The organism is Salibacterium aidingense DSM 18341 (assembly GCF_000429685.1).
Classification (GTDB): domain Bacteria; phylum Bacillota; class Bacilli; order Bacillales; family Marinococcaceae; genus Salibacterium; species Salibacterium aidingense.
In genome coordinates this window covers 50,129-74,653 of the sequence record NZ_AUCI01000001.1, presented here as the reverse complement: position 1 = coordinate 74,653, position 24,525 = coordinate 50,129, and the positions used below count along the sequence as shown (strand labels likewise).

23 protein-coding genes are annotated in these 24,525 nt (G+C 43.6%); 6 read left to right on the top strand and 17 right to left on the bottom strand.

Annotated elements, in window-relative coordinates:
* The first annotated feature begins 2 nt into the window (after window positions 1-2).
* Both G475_RS0100395 and G475_RS0100390 read left to right on the top strand, forming a co-directional pair.
* Window positions 3-872, top strand: coding sequence for a class II fructose-bisphosphate aldolase (locus G475_RS0100395; protein WP_026699564.1), 870 nt, complete (start codon window positions 3-5; stop codon window positions 870-872).
* Window positions 873-1,048: 176 nt separating this feature from the next.
* Complete coding sequence (locus G475_RS0100390; protein WP_026699563.1) at window positions 1,049-1,699, top strand: DUF3889 domain-containing protein; 651 nt, start codon at window positions 1,049-1,051, stop codon at window positions 1,697-1,699.
* A gap of 58 nt (window positions 1,700-1,757) precedes the next feature.
* Here G475_RS0100390 and G475_RS0100385 read toward each other — a convergent pair whose 3' ends face one another.
* From G475_RS0100385 to G475_RS0100340, 10 genes are all read right to left on the bottom strand, one after another.
* A complete protein-coding gene (locus G475_RS0100385; protein WP_026699562.1) occupies window positions 1,758-2,012 on the bottom strand; it encodes a biotin/lipoyl-containing protein in 255 nt (84 codons plus the stop codon).
* Between the two features lie 50 nt (window positions 2,013-2,062).
* Window positions 2,063-3,547, bottom strand: coding sequence for a gamma-glutamyltransferase (locus G475_RS0100380; protein ID WP_026699561.1), 1,485 nt, complete (start codon window positions 3,545-3,547; stop codon window positions 2,063-2,065).
* Between the two features lie 61 nt (window positions 3,548-3,608).
* Window positions 3,609-5,210 (bottom strand): ABC transporter substrate-binding protein, encoded by a 1,602-nt coding sequence (locus G475_RS0100375; RefSeq protein WP_026699560.1) that lies wholly within the window; start codon window positions 5,208-5,210, stop codon window positions 3,609-3,611.
* A 20-nt stretch (window positions 5,211-5,230) separates the two neighbouring features.
* The gene (locus tag G475_RS0100370) at window positions 5,231-6,847 is read right to left on the bottom strand and encodes a C45 family peptidase (RefSeq protein WP_026699559.1); all 1,617 of its coding nucleotides are present in this window, start codon (window positions 6,845-6,847) and stop codon (window positions 5,231-5,233) included.
* A gap of 25 nt (window positions 6,848-6,872) precedes the next feature.
* Window positions 6,873-7,538, bottom strand: coding sequence for a hypothetical protein (locus G475_RS0100365; protein WP_156911590.1), 666 nt, complete (start codon window positions 7,536-7,538; stop codon window positions 6,873-6,875).
* A gap of 12 nt (window positions 7,539-7,550) precedes the next feature.
* On the bottom strand, window positions 7,551-8,585 hold the full coding sequence (locus tag G475_RS23825) for an ABC transporter ATP-binding protein (protein ID WP_035709711.1): 1,035 nt from the start codon (window positions 8,583-8,585) through the stop codon (window positions 7,551-7,553).
* A 14-nt stretch (window positions 8,586-8,599) separates the two neighbouring features.
* A complete protein-coding gene (locus tag G475_RS0100355; protein WP_026699557.1) occupies window positions 8,600-9,574 on the bottom strand; it encodes an ABC transporter ATP-binding protein in 975 nt (324 codons plus the stop codon).
* A 4-nt stretch (window positions 9,575-9,578) separates the two neighbouring features.
* Entirely contained in the window at window positions 9,579-10,514 is a 936-nt protein-coding gene (locus G475_RS0100350) for an ABC transporter permease (RefSeq protein WP_026699556.1), read from the bottom strand.
* A 14-nt stretch (window positions 10,515-10,528) separates the two neighbouring features.
* Window positions 10,529-11,446: an ABC transporter permease gene (locus tag G475_RS0100345; RefSeq protein WP_026699555.1), complete on the bottom strand. Its 918-nt coding sequence runs from the start codon at window positions 11,444-11,446 to the stop codon at window positions 10,529-10,531.
* A 68-nt stretch (window positions 11,447-11,514) separates the two neighbouring features.
* Window positions 11,515-12,720 (bottom strand): M20 metallopeptidase family protein, encoded by a 1,206-nt coding sequence (locus G475_RS0100340; RefSeq protein ID WP_026699554.1) that lies wholly within the window; start codon window positions 12,718-12,720, stop codon window positions 11,515-11,517.
* Between the two features lie 284 nt (window positions 12,721-13,004).
* On the opposite strand from G475_RS0100340, the gene G475_RS0100335 reads away from it, so the two are divergent.
* The 4 genes from G475_RS0100335 (at window position 13,005) to G475_RS26615 (ending at window position 18,449) form a co-directional block, all read left to right on the top strand.
* A complete protein-coding gene (locus G475_RS0100335) occupies window positions 13,005-15,038 on the top strand; it encodes a sigma 54-interacting transcriptional regulator (RefSeq protein ID WP_026699553.1) in 2,034 nt (677 codons plus the stop codon).
* Between the two features lie 183 nt (window positions 15,039-15,221).
* A complete protein-coding gene (locus G475_RS0100330) occupies window positions 15,222-16,997 on the top strand; it encodes an SLC13 family permease (protein ID WP_026699552.1) in 1,776 nt (591 codons plus the stop codon).
* 90 nt (window positions 16,998-17,087) lie between these two features.
* Window positions 17,088-17,411 (top strand): helix-turn-helix domain-containing protein, encoded by a 324-nt coding sequence (locus tag G475_RS0100325; RefSeq protein ID WP_026699551.1) that lies wholly within the window; start codon window positions 17,088-17,090, stop codon window positions 17,409-17,411.
* Between the two features lie 138 nt (window positions 17,412-17,549).
* Complete coding sequence (locus tag G475_RS26615; RefSeq protein ID WP_026699550.1) at window positions 17,550-18,449, top strand: NUDIX domain-containing protein; 900 nt, start codon at window positions 17,550-17,552, stop codon at window positions 18,447-18,449.
* Window positions 18,450-18,542: 93 nt separating this feature from the next.
* Here the strand turns inward: G475_RS26615 and G475_RS0100315 are convergent, their stop codons facing one another.
* From G475_RS0100315 to G475_RS0100285, 7 genes are all read right to left on the bottom strand, one after another.
* Window positions 18,543-19,319: a putative hydro-lyase gene (locus tag G475_RS0100315; protein WP_084413922.1), complete on the bottom strand. Its 777-nt coding sequence runs from the start codon at window positions 19,317-19,319 to the stop codon at window positions 18,543-18,545.
* A gap of 14 nt (window positions 19,320-19,333) precedes the next feature.
* A complete protein-coding gene (locus G475_RS0100310; protein ID WP_026699548.1) occupies window positions 19,334-20,623 on the bottom strand; it encodes a TRAP transporter large permease in 1,290 nt (429 codons plus the stop codon).
* Window positions 20,620-21,072 (bottom strand): TRAP transporter small permease, encoded by a 453-nt coding sequence (locus G475_RS0100305; protein WP_026699547.1) that lies wholly within the window; start codon window positions 21,070-21,072, stop codon window positions 20,620-20,622. Before G475_RS0100305 ends, G475_RS0100310 begins: the two co-directional genes overlap by 4 nt.
* A gap of 90 nt (window positions 21,073-21,162) precedes the next feature.
* On the bottom strand, window positions 21,163-22,191 hold the full coding sequence (locus G475_RS0100300) for a TRAP transporter substrate-binding protein (RefSeq protein ID WP_026699546.1): 1,029 nt from the start codon (window positions 22,189-22,191) through the stop codon (window positions 21,163-21,165).
* Window positions 22,192-22,212: 21 nt separating this feature from the next.
* Window positions 22,213-23,007 (bottom strand): carbon-nitrogen family hydrolase, encoded by a 795-nt coding sequence (locus G475_RS0100295; protein WP_026699545.1) that lies wholly within the window; start codon window positions 23,005-23,007, stop codon window positions 22,213-22,215.
* Entirely contained in the window at window positions 23,004-23,708 is a 705-nt protein-coding gene (locus G475_RS0100290; RefSeq protein ID WP_026699544.1) for a DUF2848 family protein, read from the bottom strand. The genes G475_RS0100295 and G475_RS0100290 overlap by 4 nt, the downstream gene beginning before the upstream one ends.
* 11 nt (window positions 23,709-23,719) lie before the next feature.
* On the bottom strand, window positions 23,720-24,376 hold the full coding sequence (locus G475_RS0100285) for a GntR family transcriptional regulator (protein ID WP_026699543.1): 657 nt from the start codon (window positions 24,374-24,376) through the stop codon (window positions 23,720-23,722).
* Window positions 24,377-24,525 lie beyond the last annotated feature (149 nt).

Genomic DNA, 24,525 nt, shown 5'->3' with positions numbered 1-24,525 from the left:
CGATGGCACTTGTTTCATCCACCGGACTATTAAATGACGCTCGAAAAAACCAATACGGCATTGGTGCGTTTAATGTACATTCTTTAGATATGCTGTATGCTGTGGCAGAGGCAGCATATGAAATGCGGTCCCCGGTTATTATTCAGACAACGACAGGGACGGTGAAACAACTAGGTGCTGATGTCATTGCCCATAATGCAAAAAAGGCATCTGAATTATACCCTGTCCCCATCGCCCTGCATGTCGATCACTGCCAGGAGTATTCCATTATTCTGGAATGTATAAGAGCTGGTTATACGTCTGTTATGATCGATGCCTCTATGCATCCCTTTGATGAAAATGTAGAAAAAACGCTGGAAGTGGTTAAGATAGCCGTACCGCTTGAAATCAATGTAGAAGCAGAGCTGGGAAAAGTAGGAGGGGTGGAAGACGAAATCGTTGTGGAAGATAAAGATGCTGAAAAAGCTATCCCGGAAGAATGTGTGGAATTTATCAGACAAACGGGAGTACAGACTCTGGCACCTGCCATTGGAACCGCGCACGGCATTTACAGCGGTCCCCCTGAAATAGATTTTCCCAGAATAGAAAAAATCGCTCAGAATGTTGAGGTCCCTTTGGTTTTACACGGCGGTTCCGCCATCCCGGCCGAAGAAGTCAAAAAATGCATATCGCTCGGTATGGCCAAAATGAATGTTTCGACTGAGCTGAAAAATGCATATTCTGCAGCCTTGCAGAAGCATTTTGAAGAAGATCCGAAAGCGTTTGATCCAAGAAGTTATTTCCTGAAAGCAAAACAGGAAGCCAAAAATATTGTGAAAGAAAAAATGGAGCTTCTTGAAAGCTCAGGGAAACAACAGTTTCAACGAGTTTGAGCAATCCCTGGAGCGGGTCTGAAAAAGGCGTTGGATTTGGATTCCAACGCCTTTAACTTATTGTAGACCAGTTTGAAATAAAATAATGGAGCCACCTGTTAGAGTAGAGAGCTTTTCACAAATTGGGCAGCCGAGCATAGGCTGTCATGGAGTTTATGCTGAACAGGAGGAAAAAAATGTATTACTATTATGCTTATGGCCCCGGTGCCTATCCGCACGTGTACTCCTACCAACCCGCCGCTATTGTTCCGCCGGCAGCTTATCACAGGGAATATCCAGTGTATTCTGGCAGGCAGCAAACCGTGCAGGGGCAGGCTACTTGGACAGAGGGAGGACCAGTGACGAAATGCGGGAGCTCCTGGTCTGATTACCAGTACATGACCGCCGCTGTCGGTGAAAGTTCTCCCTACCAATGTGGGCAGTCGTTAAAAATCAGAAATGTCACGACGGGGCGGGAAATCATTGTTACTGTGGTAGATCAAGTTCAGGGATTTCCGCCGAACCGCATCAATTTGCAACGGAGAGCGTTTGAAGCATTGGGGGCCAATACGGATGTCGGTGTAATCAATATAGAAATAACACCGTCCCCGGAGCTGGAGGAGGAAAGCTGGGGGAGGTATTTATTGGAGATTACTCAAAGAGCATACCCCAATTACGAGGTGACCGATTATCAATCGATGGGGACCACCCAGGTGAATACGGATCAGACAAGAGAAACATACGAATTCACCTTACAATCGCCGCAGGAAACGATGAAAGTACAGGCGAGGGTTACGTATAACCCAAACACTGATCGAGTCGTATCGTTTGATCTAAAGGAAATATAAAGGAAAGCGCAATGAGACCAATCCTCATTGCGCTGTTGTAAGACAAGTAGATAATGAGTCAATCACTGCCTGATAATTGCATGTCGTCTTCAATTACTGCAATGATTGTATTATCAGAAACCTGATCACCAGACTTTACATTAAGTTGTGTGATAATACCACTCGCACCGAAGGAAATTACGATGGTTTCTTTATTTTTATTTTCTATGGAAAGTAATGGTTCCCATTCATATACATAAGCAGTGGAATCTACGTAAACATTGGTGACCGTTCCATTGTGAAGAGAAGTTACCTCATGTACTTTTTGAAACAATTTTTTTCCTCCTTGTCATCATAGTAATTCTCCTTCTGTTTTCTCCATTTTTAACGAACCCTTACACTCCCTTTTCGTCTTGGATCCGCTCCTCCTGATAGTTGGCCGTTCTGTTTTATAAGGATATGTAAACCACCAAAGTATAAGCTGTTGTTTAATATAGCAATATTGGAAAATTTTTCAGAAAGTGCACATAAGGATTCTTCCCCTGGGTGGCATTCCAATCTCAATTCACCATCTTTGTAAAAAAATCGGTGGTCGTTTAGTATTTCTTCCATTACTCTATTCTTTTTAAAGAATTGAGTTAAAAAGTGGGCTAATACCATCGGAATTCTGTTGCCGCCCGAGGACCCCAGGGAGAGGACGAGGGCCCGTTCATTATCCGAAACAATAGCTGGAGAAATGAAACTATGAGTTCTCTTTCCTGGCTCATAACAATTGGGAGTTATTCCATCATCGTTAAAGTTCCTTAGTTGATTGTTTAAAAAGAAACCATTTATGCAGGTGCCGCAGCCAAAAAAATCACTAATGGTATGAGTAGCCGCTATCACTGTTCCTTCACCATCCATGATGGAAAAATGAGTCGTGCTGTTAAAATCATTAATGTCTCCCTGTAAAGCAAAAGGATGAGTTTTTAATTGGCCGGTTATGTCCTCCTGCAGTTTGGAAAGGTGGGTTTCATCCAGCCAGTAATGAGAAGGAATCGATATAAAATCTGGATCCCCAGAGCTTGCTTTATACTTTTCTGAAACGAAGGACACAATCCTGGCGAGGCTGTTTATATAATCGGTTTTCGTTTGCTCCTCTAATTTGAATGCTTCTACCATTTTCAGGACCTGAGATAGAGCAGGGCCTGATAATGGAGGAGGCGGAGTAAAGACTTCATGATTATGAAAGTAACTCTTAACCGGTTTTCCGATTTTAACGCTGTAGTTTTGTAAGTCTTCAGACGTCAATTGAGGGGAAGCTTGCGTCACTTGACTTCCTAATTCACCTGAGTAAAAGGATTTTTCACCTTCCCTGCTGATACAGCGCAATGTATCTGCTAACTCTTTTTGGTAAAGGATGTTTCCTTTCTTTAAAGGCTTCTCCTTATTAAAAAAATGGGGGAGTTCCCTTTTATTCAAATGCTCTGCTTTTTCTAAGTTCTCTTGAAGTATGCCGTGCATGGGGAATCCCTTTTCAGCAAGTTCGATTGCTGGTTTCATTATTTTATTGATAGGCATGGAAGCATGCTGTTTCCGTAACGTTTCCATGCCTTTAAGAAAACCCGGAACGGCAGCTTGGGACTCCATTTTTTCTATATAGAGCGGGGCTTTGTCTCTATAATCATAAACGATAGGTTCTTTCCAGTCCTTTTTTAAGATCATCATTACCCCTCCGCCGCCAATTCCAGAGGCATAGGGTTCCACCACGCCCAATGCATAGCCTACACTAATGGCTGCATCCACGGCGTTGCCTCCTTCTTTCAATATGTCCATTCCAGCTTTTGTAGCCAATGGATGTGCGCTGCTTACTCCGAACTGATGTCTCATTAATTCCAGCCTCCCTATAGATAGAAGGAGAGAGGCTGCTGAATTGCAGCCCCCATTCCTTTTAATCTTTTGTTATATCCGGGGCATAAAACATTTCATCCTGCCGCGGGGTGAAATTGATTGCATCGTTTACTCCATAAGCATTGTCTTGAAGGTAAAGAAATACATGTGGTCGTTCTTCAGCTACTATCTCCTGTATTCTTTCAAACTTTTCTTTTCTGCTCTCGGGATTCATGTCGGTTGATGCTTCTTCAAGTAGCCGGTCCACTTCTTCATTTTCGTAATCCAATTCACCCTCTGCACGCCCGGAGCGGTATACATCTAATGCCACATCTCCATCAAATAATGAATTTCCAAAAGCAGCAAAAAACATATCTTCGTTTTCAAAAGCACGTCTCGTAGATAAGAAATTGTTAAATTCCATGAAATCTACATTCACTGTAATCCCGACTTCGTCCAGCATTGCTGCTACGGTCTCCGTTATATCTTCCCCTTTCGTATATCGGTCGATCGGAGCGTGCAGCGTAAGCTCCAACTCCTCGCCGCCATACCCAGCTTCCTCCAACAATTCTTCAGCTTTCTCAGGATCATACAAATAGGTATCAAATAACTCTTCGTTAGCTCCGAAGTTGCCAGGGGTGACCCGGGTCCTGGTTGGTACGCCTGCACCTCCTAAAATATGATCTACTAATGCTTCATTATCAATGGCCAGATCAATTGCTTCCCGTACTAAGGGGTCAGAAGTGGGATAGCTTTCCGTATGACGTAATCCAAGCAGCCCCACTCGTTGAGAAGGACCGGTGATCACCGATGTTCCTTCATTCCCCTCTATACGTTCCCACTCATTATCAGGAACATCGAACACGATATCGACTCCATCTGTCAGTAATTCCCCTACAGCGGTAGAGGTTTCAGGAATAACTTGAAACACAAGCTCTTCCCAGTCTTCCACAGGGCCTTCAAAATAGTCATCATACCGTGAGAAGATCACTTCACTGTCCCGATTCCATTCTTCGAATTGGAAAGGGCCGGTTCCAATAGGTTCTTCTAAAAAGTGGTCCCATCCATTTTCCTCGATATAATCCTTGGGAAGAATACTAGAGCCGATGCGCGACAAACGATTCAGCAATACTGGTTCTGGTTCATGCGTTACAATCTCAAACTCATGATCATCAATAACGTTAATTTCATCTATTTGATTATATTGAGAGTGCTCTGTTAAACTCTCATCTTCAATGACGCGTTCTAATGTGTATTGTACATCTTCTGCAGTAAGCTCATCCCCATTGTGAAAAGTAACTCCTTCTTTTAAAGTCATATTCCACGTAAGATCATCCGTATTTTCATACTCCTCTACAAGGTCCGGCTCTATTTCACCGGTTTCATCATTTCTCATGAATAGATAGTTGAACATGTTAATGTGCATAGCTTCCGTTAATGTATTATTGTGGTCATGGATATCAAAGGTAGCCATGTCAACTCCTACCGCAATTGTTAGTGTGTCATCTTCAGATTTAGAATTTTCTGACGCAGAAGACCCATCATCTTGTTCCTCCGCCGATGATTCCTGGTCAGCCTCTTCTTCCGAGTTATTTGCGGTTACACAGCCGGTTATTAACATGATGAATAATGCTGCAATAAACAAGAAATATGTTCGTTTCATTTATTTCTCTCCTTAATTAATTATTCCTGCGGAACAGTTCCCTCTTCGTAGTGAGTTCTTGCTTGTTCTGCTATGCCCTTCTGCCAATCAGCCAATTCCTTTTCGAGCTCATCATCAGAATAGTTATTGTTTCTTAATTCATCCATAAAACTTTCATACTCATCAAAAATCCAGTCCTCGATTTTAAAAATGTTATTCTGGATTCCTCCTTCTCCATAGTAGCCCTCGCCATCACTTTCTTTTCCTGCAAGAGCTTCCAAGTCGGCAGTACTATTGTTATTTCTGCCACAGCTGTAACCGCAGGCTTCCACCCCATCATACTCATAAACCTGCTGCCTTTTTTCATCGGTGGCCAGATACATATCATCCAGCACATCTGGCGGGTCCCCGGCAAATGGAAAAACGGGTACAAACATACTGACCGAGGGCTCTCCAAGAGCAATCCACATGGTCGTAAGCTTTCCTTCATGGGGATCCCCCTGCTTTGCTCCGGAAATAACAGAACCAAAGGTACTAACGTGACGATTCAAATGCCATCCGAGCGGTTTGTCGTCAGCGGGAAGATTACCAATGCTCCTTGATAATGATTCCATATACCATTCGGTTGGCAGTGCATGAGATCCTACTTCTTTTTGAATAAAGTATTCGTAATTTATAGGGTGGGGGTCATCCATTCTAATTCCGGCTCTGGTATGCCTTTTTACTGCGCTAGTTGAATAATTCCAATCGTGTACGCCGTTAGGTATATCGTCGATAGCTGTTACTTCGTTGTCTACCACATCTGTCGTCTCTTCATCGACGAAGTAGGGAAACCCATTTGATTTTGCCCAATCCACTTTGCTGAAATTAGTCCGCCAATCATAACCGCTGTATTCCCCATCTTCGGGATTAGAGGCATTTGGGGAATCACCCGAATTGTTATTTTCAGCACTGAGAAGTCCCTTGCTGTCCTCATGGGAAGCAGAGTAATAACCGTCTTCGTCCTGGGTGTACTCTTCCTTGATATTGTCTCTCGTAAAACTATCTCCGTCTATCTCGAAAATGGCAGCATTTCCCCAGCGGTCAAATACGCTTATTATGGTTGATGTATTTCTGGCAAAGCTATTATTAAAACCACCACCGTCGTTCGTTTCCCACAGAATTTGTTCTACTTCGTCTACGTGTTCGGCCCGTGATAATAAAATATGGTTCATCAAACCGGCCGCTATGCCGTTGTCCAGGTCTTGGGATACAGGATACCCATGATCTGCGGCAAAATCGGACGTTAACGTGTGCCCATGAACCTGTACCAGTCCTAACCCCTGTTCATTCGCTCCTGCCCAAGGTACTTGTTTTTCAGTAATAGGATCCTTTCCGGATTCCCCTTCCGCTGTTGCTCCTACGTAATTAAATCGAGATGTGAACGAATCCCCCGGACCAAAAGAGGAAGAATCTGCTTCATAATAAAATGGATATACTTTCCATCCATCTGGAGTAGACCAATGATCGCGATTTTTCCACGCTACTGGTCTTCCATCCTCCGTAGCCTCCCCGGTAGCAATAGCAGAACTAGAAGCGTGGCTCAAGGAAGGGTTGTAACTAAAGGTAAAGACAGCTATTAGCAAGGCAGCATACAGTAAATACGGAATTTTTTTCATATAGAAAATCATCTCTCCTTTTTACTTAAGAAAGCTTGTTAACTACCCCTTTCAGACTTTCTAAGCATTTTAAAAATAAATCTTTGTTTTCCTGCGGGTTTCGATACATTTCATTCACTTCTAGCTGCACTGTCTCTATTCCAGTTATAGAGTGGGTATAATGGGAGACTGTATTTGGATTCGTGGCAGGAAACCGATAATTTTGTTTTACATCATGCAGTTCAAACGCTCGAAAGGTGCTTAATATACTGTTACAGGTCTCCTTTTTCATCGTTTTTCCGTAGCAGGTCCCCATGTCAATATCGAATGTCCTTTTTTTTGACGCCCCGTGAAGATCAAGTAAATAGGTAATGGGAAAGCTTTGAACTAACTCCACAGCCTTTTTTTTATAAGTCCCACCTCCTTTTATGAAATTTGGATCTTCCCCGCTGATTTTCGTGGTATAGATAAGATAGCAGCCGGTTAATTCATGGAGAAGCAGAGCGATACTTCCTGTGAAATCATCCTGTTCTTTGACTGTTTGGTTTCTTTTATGTTTTGTGGCATGTGGAGCAGACACTAAAACGGGGATAGAACCTTTTTTTACGTTAAATACCTTTTGATCTTCTAAGTTCCCCTGATAGTTATTTTTTGCGAATGGTTTTTCGATCTTTAATAAATCGGAAAGATGATAGGATGCCAGGTCCATCATGGTTTCTCCTTTCTAATAAACAGAGGCTCTTTGTTCTTGCGATAATTCTGCTGCCGGTTCCATTATGGGAAAGTGACAGGCTGCTTCCTGGTTATCCCGAACAGAAGCCGGGGCTGGAGATTTTTCTTTACATATGTCTTGAGCAATAGGACAGCGTGTATGAAACTTGCATCCAGATGGAGGATCAGTAGGATTGGGCATATCCCCCAGGATATAAGATTCTTGTGGCCTATTTTCATGATGATCGGGATCTGGCACTGGGATAGAAGATAAGAGAGCACGTGTATATGGATGAGCCGGGTTATTGAAAATAACATCTTTCTTCCCAATCTCCACTATTTCCCCTAGATACATAACCGCGATACGATCGCTTATATAATGAACAGAAGGAAGACCGTGACCAATAAATAAATAAGTCAAGCTGTATCTCTCCTGTAATTCCTGAAGAAGATTCAATATTTGGGCTTGTATCGAAACATCTAAGGCAGATACTGGTTCATCACAAACGATTAACTTTGGTTTTAGAGCTAAAGCCCTGGCAATGACAATACGCTGCCTTTGGCCGCCGCTGAATTCATGGGGATATCGCTCTTTATAGCTGATATCCAGGCCGACATTTGTCAGCAGGCTTTCTACTTCCTCAATTAAACGCTCTCCCACTGCCATTTTATAAGCCCGTAACGGTTCAGCGATGATATCAAAAACTTTCATGCGCGGGTTCAAGGAAGAGGAAGGGTCCTGGAACACCATTTGAAATCCTTTTCGTTTGTTTTTAAGTTCTTTTTTAGATAATGAAAAAATATCAGTACCATTAAACATAATCTTTCCTTCATCCGGAGGGAGCACCCCCATTACGACATTTGCCAGGGTCGATTTACCGCACCCCGATTCTCCTACGATACCGACGGTTTCTCCTTCATATATAGTGAGACTTACATTATTTACTGCTGTTAAAAACTGTTGTTTCTTTTTCATCCATCCTTTTGAAAAATCAAAGGATTTTGTAATATCTTTTATTTCTAAAAGGGGAGAGGTGTGGGCTGTCATAGGTATCATCCTTTCTAAGATTCATACAACAAACAACGAACTTGATTTTCGTTATTAAGGTTTATTAATGAAGGATGTTCAGATGTACATCGATCAAACGCCTTAGGGCAGCGTGGATGAAATTTGCATCCTGTTGGTAAATTGGCAGGAGAGGGTACTGCCCCGCCAATCGTATCCAGTTTTTCATCAGATTGTTGGATTTTTGGAGTACTTTTCAACAGCCCTTCAGAATAGGGATGCTTCGGGGTGTGAAAAAGCTGTTTTACACTGCTTGTTTCCACGATTTCCCCGCCATACATGACCATGACACGATCCACCATTTCAGCAACTACTCCGAGGTCGTGAGTGATAAACAAAATAGCGGTGTCCAATTCTTTGCTGAGAGTTTTCATTACATCCAGTATTTGTTTTTGTATCGTGACATCCAGCGCTGTGGTAGGTTCATCTGCGATCAACAATCGTGGATGCGAGGAGAGAGCCATAGCAATCATTACTCGCTGCCGCATTCCGCCGCTTAATTCATGTGGATAGGAAGCAAACACTTCTTTGGGGTTGGGGATGCGGACTTTTTCCAGCCATTCAAAAGCTATTGCTTTCGCTTTTTTCTTCGAGACCTTTTGTTGTACTATTATCGTCTCTACTAAATGAAATCCGATAGAAAAGACAGGATTCAGAGCAGTTAACGGTTCCTGAAAAACCATGGATATATCGTTCCTTCTAATCTTCTGATATTTTCTGTAGGAAAGGGCTGTTAAGTCCTGATTGTTGAAAAGAATTCTACCATTCACAATTTTTCCCGGAGATTCAACCAGTCCCATAATGGACATTGAAGTTACGCTTTTCCCAGAACCGGATTCACCGACTAAAGCAACAATCTCTCCGGGGGCAATCGAAAAAGTAATATCGTTAATAGAAGGGACTACACCATTTTCTGTAAAAAAATGAGTGCTTAAGTGTTCGACTTCTAAAAGGGGTTGATTGGATTCCATTCTATTACCTTCCTTTCCGATTCATATTTGTCTTAGGGTCCAAAACATCTCTCAGCCAATCTCCCAGAAATATAATTCCTAATGTAGTGATCGTAATTGCCAGTCCAGGGAAGGTGGCCACCCACCAGCTGTCAGCTAAGTAATCTCTTCCTGAACTGAGCATGCCGCCCCATGAGATTTGGGGAGGCTGTATCCCCATTCCTAAAAAGCTAAGAGCAGCTTCAGAGATGATAGTGGTCGCTACGCTTAACGTTGCAATAACGATAAAAGAAGAAAAAACATTAGGAACCAGGTGGCGGTACATGATTTTTCTGTCGTTGACTCCCATCAGGCTGGCCGCAGTTACGAAATCTCTTTCCTTTAACGACAAGACTTCCCCTCTTACAATTCTTGCGTAATTCACCCAATTTGTAATACCTAATACAAGAATGAGTGTAAACATCCCGGGACCGACGATGCCTAATATGACAAGAGTTAATAGAATGCTGGGTATAGCCAGGAAGGCATCGACAAATCTCATAATCAAGTTATCAATAAAACCTCCATAATACCCCGCAATGATACCGGCGGCCAAACCGATAGTCCCGGCTATCAGAACTGCCGTAATTCCAACAAGCAGGGAAACTTGAGCGCCATAAAGTATTCTGCTGAACATATCTCTTCCGAGGTTGTCTGTTCCTAAAATATGTTCCATACTGCCGCCTTCTGCCCAAAAAGGAGGCTGAAGCATTTGCGCCAAATTATTTTCTGTCGGATCATGTGGAGCGATCCATGGGGCGAACGCAGCCGTCAGAAAAACAAAGATGACAATAAATAATCCGAATGTACCTGTCTTGCTTTGGAGTAAAAGTTTCAGCCATTTCTTAACAGAGGACACTTTTTTTAATCGCGGCGGGGCAGAAACAGTATCTTGTTGTTGTTTCTCTTCTGGTATACTCATGTTCTTCTGCCTCCTTATTTAAGGTGAATTCTTGGATCAAGAAGTTTGTATAAAATATCTGCAATAAAATTCATTAAAATAACAATAATCGCAATAATGAAAACGGAAGCTTGAACAATGGCCATATCCCGGGCGTGGATGGCTTGAATTAATAATTGTCCCAGGCCGGGCCAGGCAAATATCATTTCCGTTACTAAGGCGCCGCCTATTAATGCATTAGTCTGCATTGCTGTGATCGTAACTACTGGTATTAAAGAGTTACGGAAAGCGTGTAAGTATATAATGGAAAAACGATTAATTCCATTACTTTTGGCTGTTCGTATATAGTCCTGATTCAGTGTTTCTAACATGCTCGAACGAGTTAATCGGGCGATTTGTGCAGATATTCCTGTTCCAAGGGTGATGGCTGGTAAGATTAGATGAGCGTAAGTGCCGGTCCCTGAAACGGGAAGAATAGATAAGTTCACGGAAAAAACTAGAATGAGCATGATACCCAGCCAAAAATTTGGCATCGCCTGGCCGATCACAGTGCCACCTGTAATAAAAACATCAGTTAAAGAATTTCGTTTGAGGGCCGACCATATTCCCAAGGGGACGGCCATACCGACAGCAACTATCATAGAGGCAATACCAAGCTCTATGGTGGCCGGAAGACGCTCTAAAACTATATCTAAAGCAGGTTGATTGTAGCTGAAGGAATCTCCGAAATCTCCTTGAATAACATTAGACATATAGGTGAAAAACTGAATATAGAATGGCTGATCGAGATTTAAGGCAGCTCTCATTTGGGCGATGTCTTCTTGTGTTGCATTTTCAGGCAGCATAAGTAATACTGGATCACCGGCAAAGTAGACCAGACTATAAACAATAAAAATAATGATAAACATGACGGGAAGTAATTGAATTAATCTCCGTCTAATATAACTGCTCAAATTAGACCCCTCCTTTTGAAGTTTAATTTCCATTTTAAATTAATGCTGAAGAAAATAATAGAAGGTTTTTAACGAAAGGAGACTGTCTTTTCCAACGTTTGTTTATGTTTCAAAAAATCAAGAGCGAACTTGGAAAGAAGAGCTGTTCCATAAGGCATTGCGTCTTCGTCAATATCAAAAAGAGGGTGATGGTGTGAATAGATAGATTCCTTGTTTTGTGGCCGTACGCCGAGCCTGAAAAATACGGATGGAACTATTTTTGTATAATAGGAAAAGTCTTCTCCACCCATGGAGGGGGGGACGATAGACAATTTATTTTCACCTAGTATGCCGGAAGCAGTGGATTTGAATATGGACAGCATTTCTTCATCATTATCGACAGAAGGATACCCTTCTTCGTAATTAAATTCAAAGGAAGCTTCAAATGCCTGGCATACCCCCGAGATAATTCTTTCCATTTCTTCTTTTATGTTAACTTGAACATTTTCTTTTAAAGTTCGGACAGTTCCAACCAACGTGACGGAGGGAGCAATAACATTTCTTGCCGAACCTCCGGTGATTTTCCCAACCGAGATGACAGCATTATCTAATGGGTTCACCTTTCTGCTTACGATATGTTGAATAGATGAAATAACTTCAGCAGCAACGGCAACAGAGTCGACCGTAACATGGGGGTGGGCCGCATGCCCTCCTTTTCCTATTATTTTAATGACAAATCTATCTGAATTTGCCGTGCTGGAACTTGGACAGATAGATACTTCTCCAGTGGGCAGGGTAGGCTGGACATGCAAGGCTGCTGCCGCCGCTACATTGTTTTCGCCCAGTACATTTTCTTCTATCATTTTTTTCGCACCGTATAACCCTTCTTCTGCTGGCTGAAATATAATCTGCACATTTCCGTTTTCTATTTTTGTTTCATTTAAAATTTTTGCTGCTCCCAGCATCATGGAAATATGTGCATCGTGCCCGCACAAATGGGCTGCATTATCTATTTTGGAAGCGTATTCAACGTTTTTTTCGTCTTGGATAGGAAGGGCATCCATATCAGCTCTTAACATAACAGTGGGCCCGGGATTTTTTCCTCTTAACATAACCATCAGGCCTGTTTCCGCAATACGTGAAACTTCTAGAATACCAAACTCCTTCAATTTCTCTCTAATAAATGCACCGGTATTGTATTCCTGAAATCCAAGCTCGGGATATTGGTGCAGGTGCCGCCGCCACGTTGATAAATCATTTTGCATCTCCATTGCTTTGGTTAGTAATGAATGCATTATTTCCACTCCTTGTTGTTTGCGTTCCCATTACAATGATGCAATATCCATGCCAAGAGAGAAATATGGAGAGAAGAGATGAAGGAGAGGACTATCGTTGTAAGTCATAATGGCAAAGAAAAAAAGGTATCATTATAAAATATAAAGAAAACAGGAGTTATTTTATGGTTTAATTGGTGAATAGAAATACCAAAACAACCAATTGAATATGGTTGTTTTGGTATTTTAAATTGCTTTTTAAACACTTTTTATATAAAATACAAATCAATAAGGAGGGGATTGGCATGAATCGGAATAAGAATTTGACTATTGTCTCGTTATATAAAAACACTCTTCTTTCTTTTCATGACGAAGTTACCAATATGTTTGGTGATGACATAACTACGAATCTTTACTGTTTTGAAGATGAAACAATCTATGAAGGTATTTCAGGAGATTTAATTTTAATACCTAACTATAAAGTTTTCGAAAAAGTACGTCGTTATATAAAAAATGTAAATGCCGCTGTTATTATTGCTAAACGAACGTTAAGTGAAACGGGGATAAAAAGAATTAAGAATCTTAGAAAAGGGACCAACGCGATTTTATATAACGCAACTTTAGAAATGTCTTTAGAAACCATTTCTACTATCCATCAATTAGATGTAAGACAAATTAATTTAATTCCGGCTTATAGAGGCATGGATCCCTTTCCTGAAGTTGATCTCATTATAAGTCCAAATGAGGAACCTGAATCTGAACTGGAAAATAAGGATATTATTAATATTGGTAATCGTATATTGGATATGACAACCTATATGGATATTATAGCGAAGCTTGACATAGATCATCATAAATATGAGGGGAAAATAAAACGTCACTTTTCTAACATACTTCCTATAAGTTATGGGCTGGAAAGAATATTGGATAAAAAAGATTACTTGGAAAACCAATTAGATCTTTTTCTTCAAATTGTACAGAATGGGATCATAGCGGTGAATTCTTCCGGTAAAATAACTACTTATAATGATGCAGCTTCTCAACTTATAGAAGATAAACCAGAAGAAGTTTTAGGGCATCATTACCGAGATGTGCTTCCGAATATACCGTTTGAAAAAATACTGAATCATGGGCAGGACGCTGTGGAAGAAATTTTACAAATCGGGCAAACATCGACAGTGTTGACGATGAATGCTATTAAAGTGGAAGGTGAGACAACGGGTGCCATAGCAACGCTAGTTCCTTTCCAGGAAACGGAGAAGCGACAGCACCGTCTGCGTTCTCAGTTAGCTGGAAAAGGTTTTGCAGCAAAATATCATTTCTATAATATAATAGGGGATTCTCCGGCTATTTCACGCAGTAAAGATATAGCCCAGAGGATGGCTGACTCTGATGCTTCTGTGCTTATAAAAGGGGAAAGTGGTACGGGAAAAGAACTGTTTGCTCAGGCCATTCATAACCATTCTTCAAGAAAGAAATATTCGTTTGTCGCTTTTAATTGTGCGGCTCTTCCTGAACAATTATTGGAAAGTGAACTTTTTGGTTATGTGGAGGGGGCGTTTACTGGAGCAAAGAAAGGGGGCAAGCCGGGGCTCTTCGAACAAGCCCACCTGGGAACTATCTTCTTAGATGAAATCGGTGAAATGCCGCCAGCGCTCCAGTCAAGGCTATTAAGAGTACTTCAGGAAAAAGAAGTGATGAGGGTAGGCGGAGATTCGGTTATACCAGTGGATATACGAATTATAGCAGCGACAAATCGAAATTTAAAAAGCGAGATTTCAAAGGGTGATTTTCGTAAAGATTTGTACTTTCGATTAAACGTACTGCCTCTCGAAATTCCGCCCCTGCGCGAACGACAAGAAGATATTTTACCGCTTTTCTCCTTCTTTTTAGAAGGATATGATATCTCTTTAAGCGAAGAGGCGACAGACTTTTTATTAAATTATACGTGGGAAGGGAATATAAGAGAATTGGAAAACTGTGCAAATTACATTAAGAATTTCGGGGGTGACTATATCGAATGTAAAGAGCTGCCAATTTATCAAGAGTGGCTGGATATAAAAAACATTACTCATGCTGTTGAAACCGAGAAGCAGGATGAGTATGATGAGAAAATATATTTTATTTTACGTGTACTTTATCAAGAATACTTAAGGAAACAAAGAATTGGTAGAAAAACAATAGCTGACAAAGCCTTTGCTAATCAAATTTTTCTTTCTGAACAGGAATTAAGAAATTATCTTAAAATCATGGAGAAGGATAAATTGGTAGAAATAGGAAAGGGGAGAGCGGGTACAACCATTACCAAAAAAGGAATAGAAATAATAAGTAATCACTAGGAAAAAGCCCCTTAAAGAGGGCTTTTTTGAAAGTGCGATACTGTTTCTGGCTTCTGTGAAAAGTAGGAAAACAATACGAACTATTTTATTTTAATACCCTATCAGAAAACTCAAGTTTCTTGCCGGGAAGAACCAAGCGCCTATATAATGATTACAGGTTAGTTACATAAGGGAAGGATTCATATGACGATAGAGATTGCTGTGGTTCTGGCTGGAATATGTTTCATGATGGCCGGCTTGTTTTTGGAAGTAGTCCGGCCGGATCTTCTAGTGTTTTTTACGCTCTTCCTGTTTTTAATGCTGGGGTTCGTGACCCCGGAAGAGGCGCTTGCCGGTTTTTCGAATCAAGGGATGATGACGGTGGCTCTGCTGTTTGTGGTTGCCGGTGTCTTTGAAAAAAGCGGTTTAATCGAACGGTTAATGACATCGTTTCTGGCTGATACGAAATCCGGCAGGGCGGCGATGGGAAAGCTTCTCGTTCCAGTGTCTGCCTTCTCTGCATTCTTTAATAACACGCCTATTGTGGCAACACTGACCCCGGTCGTACGGCGGTGGACCTCGAAGCACAACATTTCGCCCTCCCGATACTTGCTGCCGTTGTCGTATGCTTCTATTCTGGGAGGGACAATAACATTAATTGGAACGTCGACGAACCTGGTCATTCATGGTCTCCTGATTGATGCTGGAGAACGAGGGTTTTCCTTTTTCCAACTGGCATGGGTGGGAGTGCCCATTACCGTGGCCGGTCTTTTATATCTGCTGGTATTCGGTCCGCACCTTCTCCCGGATCACCGCAGCATGATTCAAAGGGTCCGGGAAAATACGAAAGATTATTTAAGTGAAATGAGAGTAACAGCAGAATTTCCTTATGCTAATGCAACAGTGGAAGAAGCGCAGCTTCGCAATTTAAAGGGCGTCTACTTAATTGAAATTATCCGCGGCAAAAACAGAATTTCGCCGGTGAGCAGCAAGACCCTGGTGCAGGCAGGCGACCGGCTTGTATTTACGGGAATGATTTCGACCATTGCGGATTTGCAGAAGCGGAAAGGGCTGGAGGTTAATACAGGAACGGACCTGTCCCTTGACAATATAAAAAATGGAAACAGCCGGCTCGTGGAAGCCGTTGTTTCCCACCAATCCTCCCTGACTCACCAGACCATCAAACAGAGCCGTTTTAGAGAAACATATGATGCGGCGGTGGTGGCCGTACACCGCAATGACGAACGGGTGGAAGGGAAAATAGGGGACATTGTACCGAAAGCAGGCGACTTACTTCTGCTTGTCAGCGGTCCGGATTTTAACGAACGCATCCGGGAAAGAAAGGATTTTTATATCACCACTCCGCTGGAAGAACAGAAATTTTATGAGGATGAGTCCCAAGGCTGGATTACGTTGATTCTCTTAATGGGGATGATCGGGCTGGTCATGCTGGACTTGCTTTCCATTTTTCAAGCGATGGTAATCATGGTGGGAATCTTGTTTGCTGCGAAAATTTCTTCACCGACAGAGGCGAAAGCATCTGTCCAGTTCCAGGTGCTTTTATTGATCGCCAGTGCGCTGGGGATCGGAAATGTGATTACGGCAACGGGAACAGCGGACTGGATTGCCCAGGCAATGATAGGAGGATTGGAGCCTCTTGGAATTGCAGCCGTGCTGGTATCCCTCTATCTCCTCACGAATATCTTTACAGAATTTATCACGAATAACGCGGCAGCCGTCATTATGTTCCCGATAGCCTATGAAATCGCTCTGGAAATGGGAATGGATCCTGTCGGTATGGCTGTTCTTATTGCGATCGCCGCATCCGCCAGTTTTTTATCCCCGATCGGCTATCAGACGAATCTAATTGTCTTTGGTCCGGGCGGGTATTCATTTGCCGATTATTTTCGTATTGGTTTCCCGTTAACCCTGATTTGTATGGCAACGACAGTTTCTATCGTGTATTTCATCTATATGTAAGAAGTTGAATTTCGGCTGAATATTATTGTAAAAAAATATTGGTATGCTATTGGAAGTTTTGTATGATAGTAGAAAAAGGGTGTACGCGGGATGATAGGGATCCGGATACGATATGAGCGGCATGAACAGTCGGTGACGATACCTGAGCTGGCTGCAAAAGCCGGGGTAGAAGAAGAATGCCTGCGGGCGGTAGAAGAGGGCGGGAATCAAACTCCGTCTGTTTCCTTTCTGGAAAAAGTGGCGAAGGGTCTGGACCTTCCTCCCGATGGTTTTTTAGATAGCTCTTCTTTGGAAGACGAGGAGCTTGATACTGAATGGCTTGCTCTGGTGGAAACGGCAATGGATTCCGGGGTGACCAAAGAAGCCTTTCGCCGGTTTTTAGAGGAGCAGATGCGTAAACGCGGGGGTTTTTAATAATAGATTTCCAAACTGGAAAAATACAAAGCTCTTTTGTATTGTCAGCCCAGAAGAATACTGATGAATTAATCCAGGTTAAAAGAAAACCAGCTGGTGCAGCTGGTTTTTTTGATACAAGAAAGCAGAGGTGGTTTCATGAATCAGTCCTTTCAAGCTATAAGCAATAAAGATATGCAAAGGACACTGGAAAACACAGCCCGCCAGTATTTAGCCGGGAATTTGCAGCGGCCGCAGGAACTGTCCCATTTCCCGGAAGAAAATGTCGAAATAGGGATCACTTCTTATGATACGTTTACTTCCGAGAAGTCCCACTACCACATCCGGGCCAGTGAGTATATGTACATAATCAGCGGTATGACGGAATATATGGAGGTGGACACCAAACAGACCTACATGTTTCGTAAGGGAGATTTTTTTCAAATCCGTCCGGGGACGTCATATGCCCAGCGGTCCAAACCCGGCACGGCTCTGCTGTTTATTAAAACTCCGCCAGGCAATGACAAGGTGGTGGTGGAAGAAACGCGTGAAGTGACAGCGTGGAGGGAAACGCCTCTCGAAACCACCCGCACGGATTACCAAAACGACCCCGAAGCCCCTGTCCCAAATGGGTTGAAACCTGCGGCGGCCGCAGCAATTGTAAATGACAAGCAGGAAATATTGGTGGTGAGGCGCCGGGACAATGGAAAATGGACACTCCCCGGCGGCACCATGGACGTAGGAGAAGACCTGAAGAGCTGTGCCGTCCGGGAAGTGCAGGAAGAGTCGGGCTATACGGTGGAAATTACCGGTATTATTGGGACGTATTCGAATCCCAACACGGTAATTGCCTATTCTGATGGGGAGGTGCGGCAGGAATTTTTAATTTTGTATAAAGCCCGGATAGTCCGGGGCAGGCTCCAGCTGGATGAAGAATCCACCGACTGGGCCTGGGTTTCTCTTGAGAAAGCTGGAGACCTTCCCATGACAGCTTCACAAAAACAAAGGCTGGAGGATATTAAAGTGTTTGAAAGAGACGGAATGCCTTTTTTTCGATAGGGGGCTGTTTTTGAAAAAGGAGACCAGCTCTGCCCAGAGAGTTGGTCCCGCTTTATCGAAACGTTCATAGATAAGGAAATCTCTAGTTCCTCCCTATCTTTGCTTTAGAAATTCTTCATTTGTCACATCGGTAACAAACATATGACCCGGGGCATGGGTAATCATGAAGGGGAGCCGGCTTTCCATCGCGGCCATCTGCGGGGTGACCCCGCAGGCCCAGAATACAGGAAGTTCGTTATCTCTAATGTGAATCTTGTCTCCGAAATCAGGAGCTTCTATGTCTGCAATGCCGAGGACAGACGGGTTCCCAGCGTGAACGGGTGCGCCATGCATATTTGGGTAGGATGCTGTCACCTCACTTGCTTTCTGAACCAGCTGTTGCGGCACAGGGCGCATGGATACGACGAGCGGTCCGTGAAACATCGTGGTAGCTTTGGTTGGCCGATCGGTCACGTACATCGCTACATTTTTGTTTTCTTCGATATGCCGGAGAGGGATGCCTTCCTGCTGTAGAATACTTTCAAAAGTAAAACTGCATCCGATCAAAAAGGTAACCCAATCCTCCAGCCAAATATTTTTGATAGAGGTGGTTTCTTCGGTTAACGTTCCATGACGGTAGATACGATAGCGCGGGACATCATTGCGTATATCGGATCCGGGGGCGAAACGGGATTCTGTCACGCCTGCGTCGAATACGTCCACAAGTGGACAAGAATCCGGGTTACGGTGGGCGAACAGGAAAAAATCAAAAGCATAGGCTTTAGGGACAATAACTACATTCGCCTGTACAAAATCCGGACATTGACCGGACGTCGGCCCTTGGAACGAACCGTATCTTATTTTTTCGCGCAGCATAGCTGGAGTCTGCATAAGCATCCTTCTTTCTATGAATCAAAAACGTTTTGGTACAGTTCCGGGAGATAAAGGCTGATTTCTGGAATATAGGTAATAATCAACAGAACGGCAATTAGTATGCCCACCTGCGGAACTAGATGCCGGAACATGTGCTGGACCTTGATTTCTGCAATTCGTGCTGTCACGAATAAGGTGACCCCAAGCGGCGGTGTCGCCATACCGATTGTTAAGTTCACAGCCATAATAATGCCAAAATGAATCGGGTCAATGCCGGCCGTTGTGATCAGCGGAAGAAATAATGGAGTGAAGATCGATACAGCACTGATTGTATCGATGAACGTGCCAGCCAAAAGCAGAATAACATTAATCACAAGCAGAAGCAGGAGGGGATTCTCTGCAACTGGACCAAGCATATTCGTCAACTGCTGCGGAATGCTTTCAAACGATAAAAACCAGATAAACAGAGAGGCAGAACCAATCAGAAAAACGATAGAAGCTGTCGTCTTACCGGTGGAAATGAACACATTTTTAACATCCTTCCATCCCAGTTCCTTATAGACAAACATGCCGATGATAAAGGCATAGAAAACAGCGACAACTCCGGATTCCGTAGCAGTGAAAATCCCTGATATTATACCGCCGATAATGATGAGCGGCATGATAAGAGCGAGCATGGCATCCAATAGACCCCTGAAAAATTCACCGGGTCGCGGCAGGGATTCCCGGGCTTTGTAATTTTTCTTTTTCCCCACAATGTAGCTGTAGACCATCAAGCCGATGCCCATCAAAACTCCAGGAACGAATCCCGCGATGAAAAGATCCCCGATGGAAACACTGGCAATTACGCCAAATAAGATAAGCACAATACTTGGAGGGATAATGGGGCCGATGGTGGCCGATGTAGCAACAAGGCTGGCCGAAAAACCAGTATCGTAATTTTCTTTTTTCATCGCCGGCAGCATCATGCCGCCGATCGCAGCAGCCGCAGCAATGGCGGTGCCCGTGAGTGCGGAGAAAAACATACTTGCTACGATAACAACCATGGCAAGCCCTCCCGGCATAAACCCGACAAGCATCTGCGAAAATCGGATTAATCGTTCCGAGATTCCGCCTCGTGTCATTACTTCGCCGGCAAGGATAAACAATGGGACAGCCACGAGGCTGAAACTTTCCATTCCGCCGTAAATCTGACGTGGTACATTAATAAGCAGGTTCGGGTCCGTTAAAATAATACCCAGCATAGAAACCCCGCCAAGGGCGAAGGCAATAGGGACGCGAAGCAGGATTAAAACGAATAAAAGAGGGATGAGCCAGATCATTTGATCACCTGCCTAACATGGAAGTAAAGCATTAAAATCCCACTTGCCGGCATAGCCATGTACACGTATGCGGTTTGAATGGGAAGAATGCCAACGGTCTGACCGGACGTCAGATTACTGTTTACAAGCTCGATGCCATAATACGTAAAAATAATAATGAAAAATAACACGATGCCAAACTCCAGCACATGGGCTGTCTTTTGCAGCCAGGCTGGTTTGTTGTCGAGCAGATCGACCTGCAGATGCTCCTTGTGATAAATACAAACGACAGCACCTGTTAATACCGCATAAACAAACGTAATCAACACGAATTCCTGGGACCAGGCAAGGGACTGCCCGAGAACGTACCGGTAGAATACCTGCACGAAGGTGACAAGTACGGTCACACTAAGGCATAGAAACATAATGTATTCCATAATTTTTATAAGCAGGGTATCCAGTTTCTGCATGTTTTCCCCCTCATTTCTTTCCATTTTCTAAAGTGGAAATAGAAAAGGTTCCGGGTGTTTGATGAAAACACCCGGAAGTTCATTAGTTTGTTATTTGGCTGCTTCAATTTCTTCAAGCAGAGAAGACGGTACTTCTTCCGAAAGGACATCTTTCACGCCGGATGTTGCTTCGCGGAAGGCCTCACGGTCTGGATCTTCCGTGATGGTAACACCATTTTCCTCGAGTGTCTGCATGATTTCTTCTTCTTTATTCTGCAGTTCTTCGCGCTGATATTCTGTCGTTTCATCAACGGCTTCCTGCACAGCAGTCTGCTGCTCTTCGCTCAGCTTGTCCCAGGCGTTGCTGCTTGCCACGGTAATGGCGGGGGAGTACGTGTGAGCTGTTAAGGACACATAGTCCTGAACTTCATAGAATTTCATGGAGTCAATGGTTGGAAGCGGATTTTCCTGACCGTCTACTACACCTTGATCGAGGGCGGAATAAAGCTCATTGAAATCTACTGGAGTAGGACTTGCGCCGAGTGCTTCCATGTGGGCTTCCCATACCTTGGACGGCTGCACACGGATGCTTAGGCCTTCCATATCTCCGGGAGTTGTGATTTCCGTTTCATTGTTCGTCAGATGACGGAAGCCGACTTCCCAATACCCGAGAGCTTTCATATTCTTTTCTTCGGCCTGGGAAAGGAGATCCTGGCCGATTTCTCCATCCAGTACGCTGTATACATGGTCACGGTCTTCGAAAATATATGGAATGCCGAAGACGTTCATGACCGGAACAGTGTTGGAAAAAGAACTGTCTGCCGCCACGGTAGTCATATCAAGGGTGCCATCGAGTATTTGTTCCACCGCTTCATCTTCACTGCCCAGGTTTGCGTTTCCGTGAATCTCAATAGTAACCGAACCATCTGTTTTTTCTTCTACAAGTTCTTTAAATTTTTCTGCAGCAATATTGTATTGATGGGAGTCAGAACCGGTATGGGCTAGACGAAGGGTGACATCGTCCTGGGAATCTCCTCCGGAGTCTCCGCCTTCTGCATTCCCTGTATCATCACCGCCTCCACAGGCTGCAGTAAAGAGTAATGAAGTTGTTACGAGCGAAGAAAGAATCCATTTTTTCATTAGTGAACACTCCTTTTTGTATTAGTAATAGGTGTAAAAGTCCGGCACTCTACTGTCAAAAACAGGGACCTGTCTGCGTACGTCCGTTACCTGCTCCGGATGGATTTCGGCGCGGACGGTTTCAGCCTGGTCCTGGCTTCCTTCTGCCAGGACGTTTCCCCAGGGATCTATGATCATGGAGGTGCCGGCAAACTCGACTTCGTTATAAGACCCAATGCGGTTACTCGAAATAATGTAGCACTGATTTTCAATAGCCCGGGCGATTTGTAGGTGGTACCAGTGACTGCGTCTTGCTTCCGGCCATTCTGCCACAATGAAAACGGCCTGAGCCCCTTCCAAAGCCAGAGCCCGGAGAAGTTCCGGGAAACGGAGGTCATAACAGATAATAATTCCCATTTTTAAACCATCCAGTTCAAAAACCTGCGCTTTATTTTGCCCGCCGGATAAATAAGCCGGCTCCTGAAGCATTGGAACAAGATGGAGCTTGTCATAATGATAGACGAGCTCTCCTTTATTATTAATGATTAGGGCGCGGTTAAACATATCATCGCCGCTTTGATAAGCAATCGATCCGCCGATCAAATGGGTTTGATGTTTCGCTGCCAGATGCTGCAGAAAAGGAATTGTTTTACTGTCCTGGTGATCGGCAACCTTTGGAAGCTCTGGCAGGGTATACGCCGTTGTCCACATTTCCGGCAGTACAATCACATCCGGACGTGTCTGTTCAACTTCCTTCTGAATGAATACTTCCACTTTGGCCCGGTTCGCAGCTGGGTCTCCTGGTACGATATCCATTTGCAGAGAAGAAACAATCACGATTGTTTCACCTCCCCTTTTTCCTCATTTAAATCCTTGACTTCGTAATTTAATTGAATCGTGCGGTCCAGCACCGGATCCTGCAGCGTCATGCTATAAGCAGTGCCAAACTTAAAACCGTCCAATAGCGGAACCGTCCCCGCGAAAAACACGGCGTCTGTGGAAGGAACGTTTCTTTTCTTCAGCATAGCTGCAATCTCGTGGAAGGGAAGGATGGCAGAAAGATAATCTTCCTGGTAGGCTTCCCATTTTCCGTCTATCAGAATTTCTGTACGCAGCAGGAGTTCATCCCAATGTGGAAGAACTTCTTTCATCGGCCATGCTTCTGGTGCGATCGGTTTATCACAGACTTGCTTGGACTTTCCGATATCCACGGTTTCAAGTTCCCGGTCGGTATGATCGCTTCCGATTGTGACAAAGGAATCCTCCGGGGTGAAAATCAACGTAATTTCAGCTTCCCCAGATGTCTGCGCTCCAGAAACCTGAATCCCTGAGGAGGTGTTCAGGCTCGAAAGCCTAATCGGATAAAGCGCAGGAATATTATCCGGCCGTGGGATTCCCAATTCTGCAAGCTCGTCCACATGTGCCTGAACTTTTTCCTGATTTCGTCCGGTATACCCAATACAAAAAATATGGCGGACAGAAACCGTATGCTCGGTTTGATTCACACGAAAGGTGAAAGGTATGTGTGGTAATGACAAATCGGACACTCCTATTCTCTCTCTTTTGTTTGGTGGAGCAGAACATCCTGGCTGTTATCGATGTGCCGCTGTATCGCTTCTTTTGTTTTTTCCGGAGAACGTGTTTCCAGGGCATCAATAATAGCCTGATGCTCCTCCAGCGTCTCCTTGATCCTTACCTTATCTTTGACAGCCAAGATGCCAAAACGGAGCATTTGATCGCTGAGACGATCAAGAAAATGAATCAACAGGCTGTTATTGGTAAGCTGAGCCAGATGCATATGAAATTTTCTGTCCTCATTTATAAATTCTTGCCTGCTTTCGTCAGCTAATTCCTCCATCGTTGATTTTATTTTTTTCAGCTCTGCCATATTTTCATCGGTAATAGTAGAAGCAACCCGCTCTCCAACAAAACCTTCGTTTGCATAGCGGCATTGAAAGACTTCGATAATATCCTGGCGGTCGATATCTTTGACTACCACTCCTTTCCAAGGAAGTGTCTCCACCCAATCCTCGAATTCAAGCCGTTTTATCGCTTCGCGTACAGGGGTGCGGCTGACTCCAAGCTGTTCTGCGATCGAACGCTCCTGCAGAAATTCTCCCTGCTGGATATCCCCGCTCACAATTGCAGATTTAAGCTCGCGGTACACCTGGTCTGTATATGAAACGAACTTTCCTATTTTTTTCAAACTCTCCACTCCCTCATGACACAAAAACTGATATGTGATATTCGGTATGCGGTATACCAGTTAATATATATAATAAAAATAACATTAGAAATTGTCAAATAGTTTTTGAAATTGCAAGCGGTTTTTTATCGAAGGGGATAAGGGAAAAG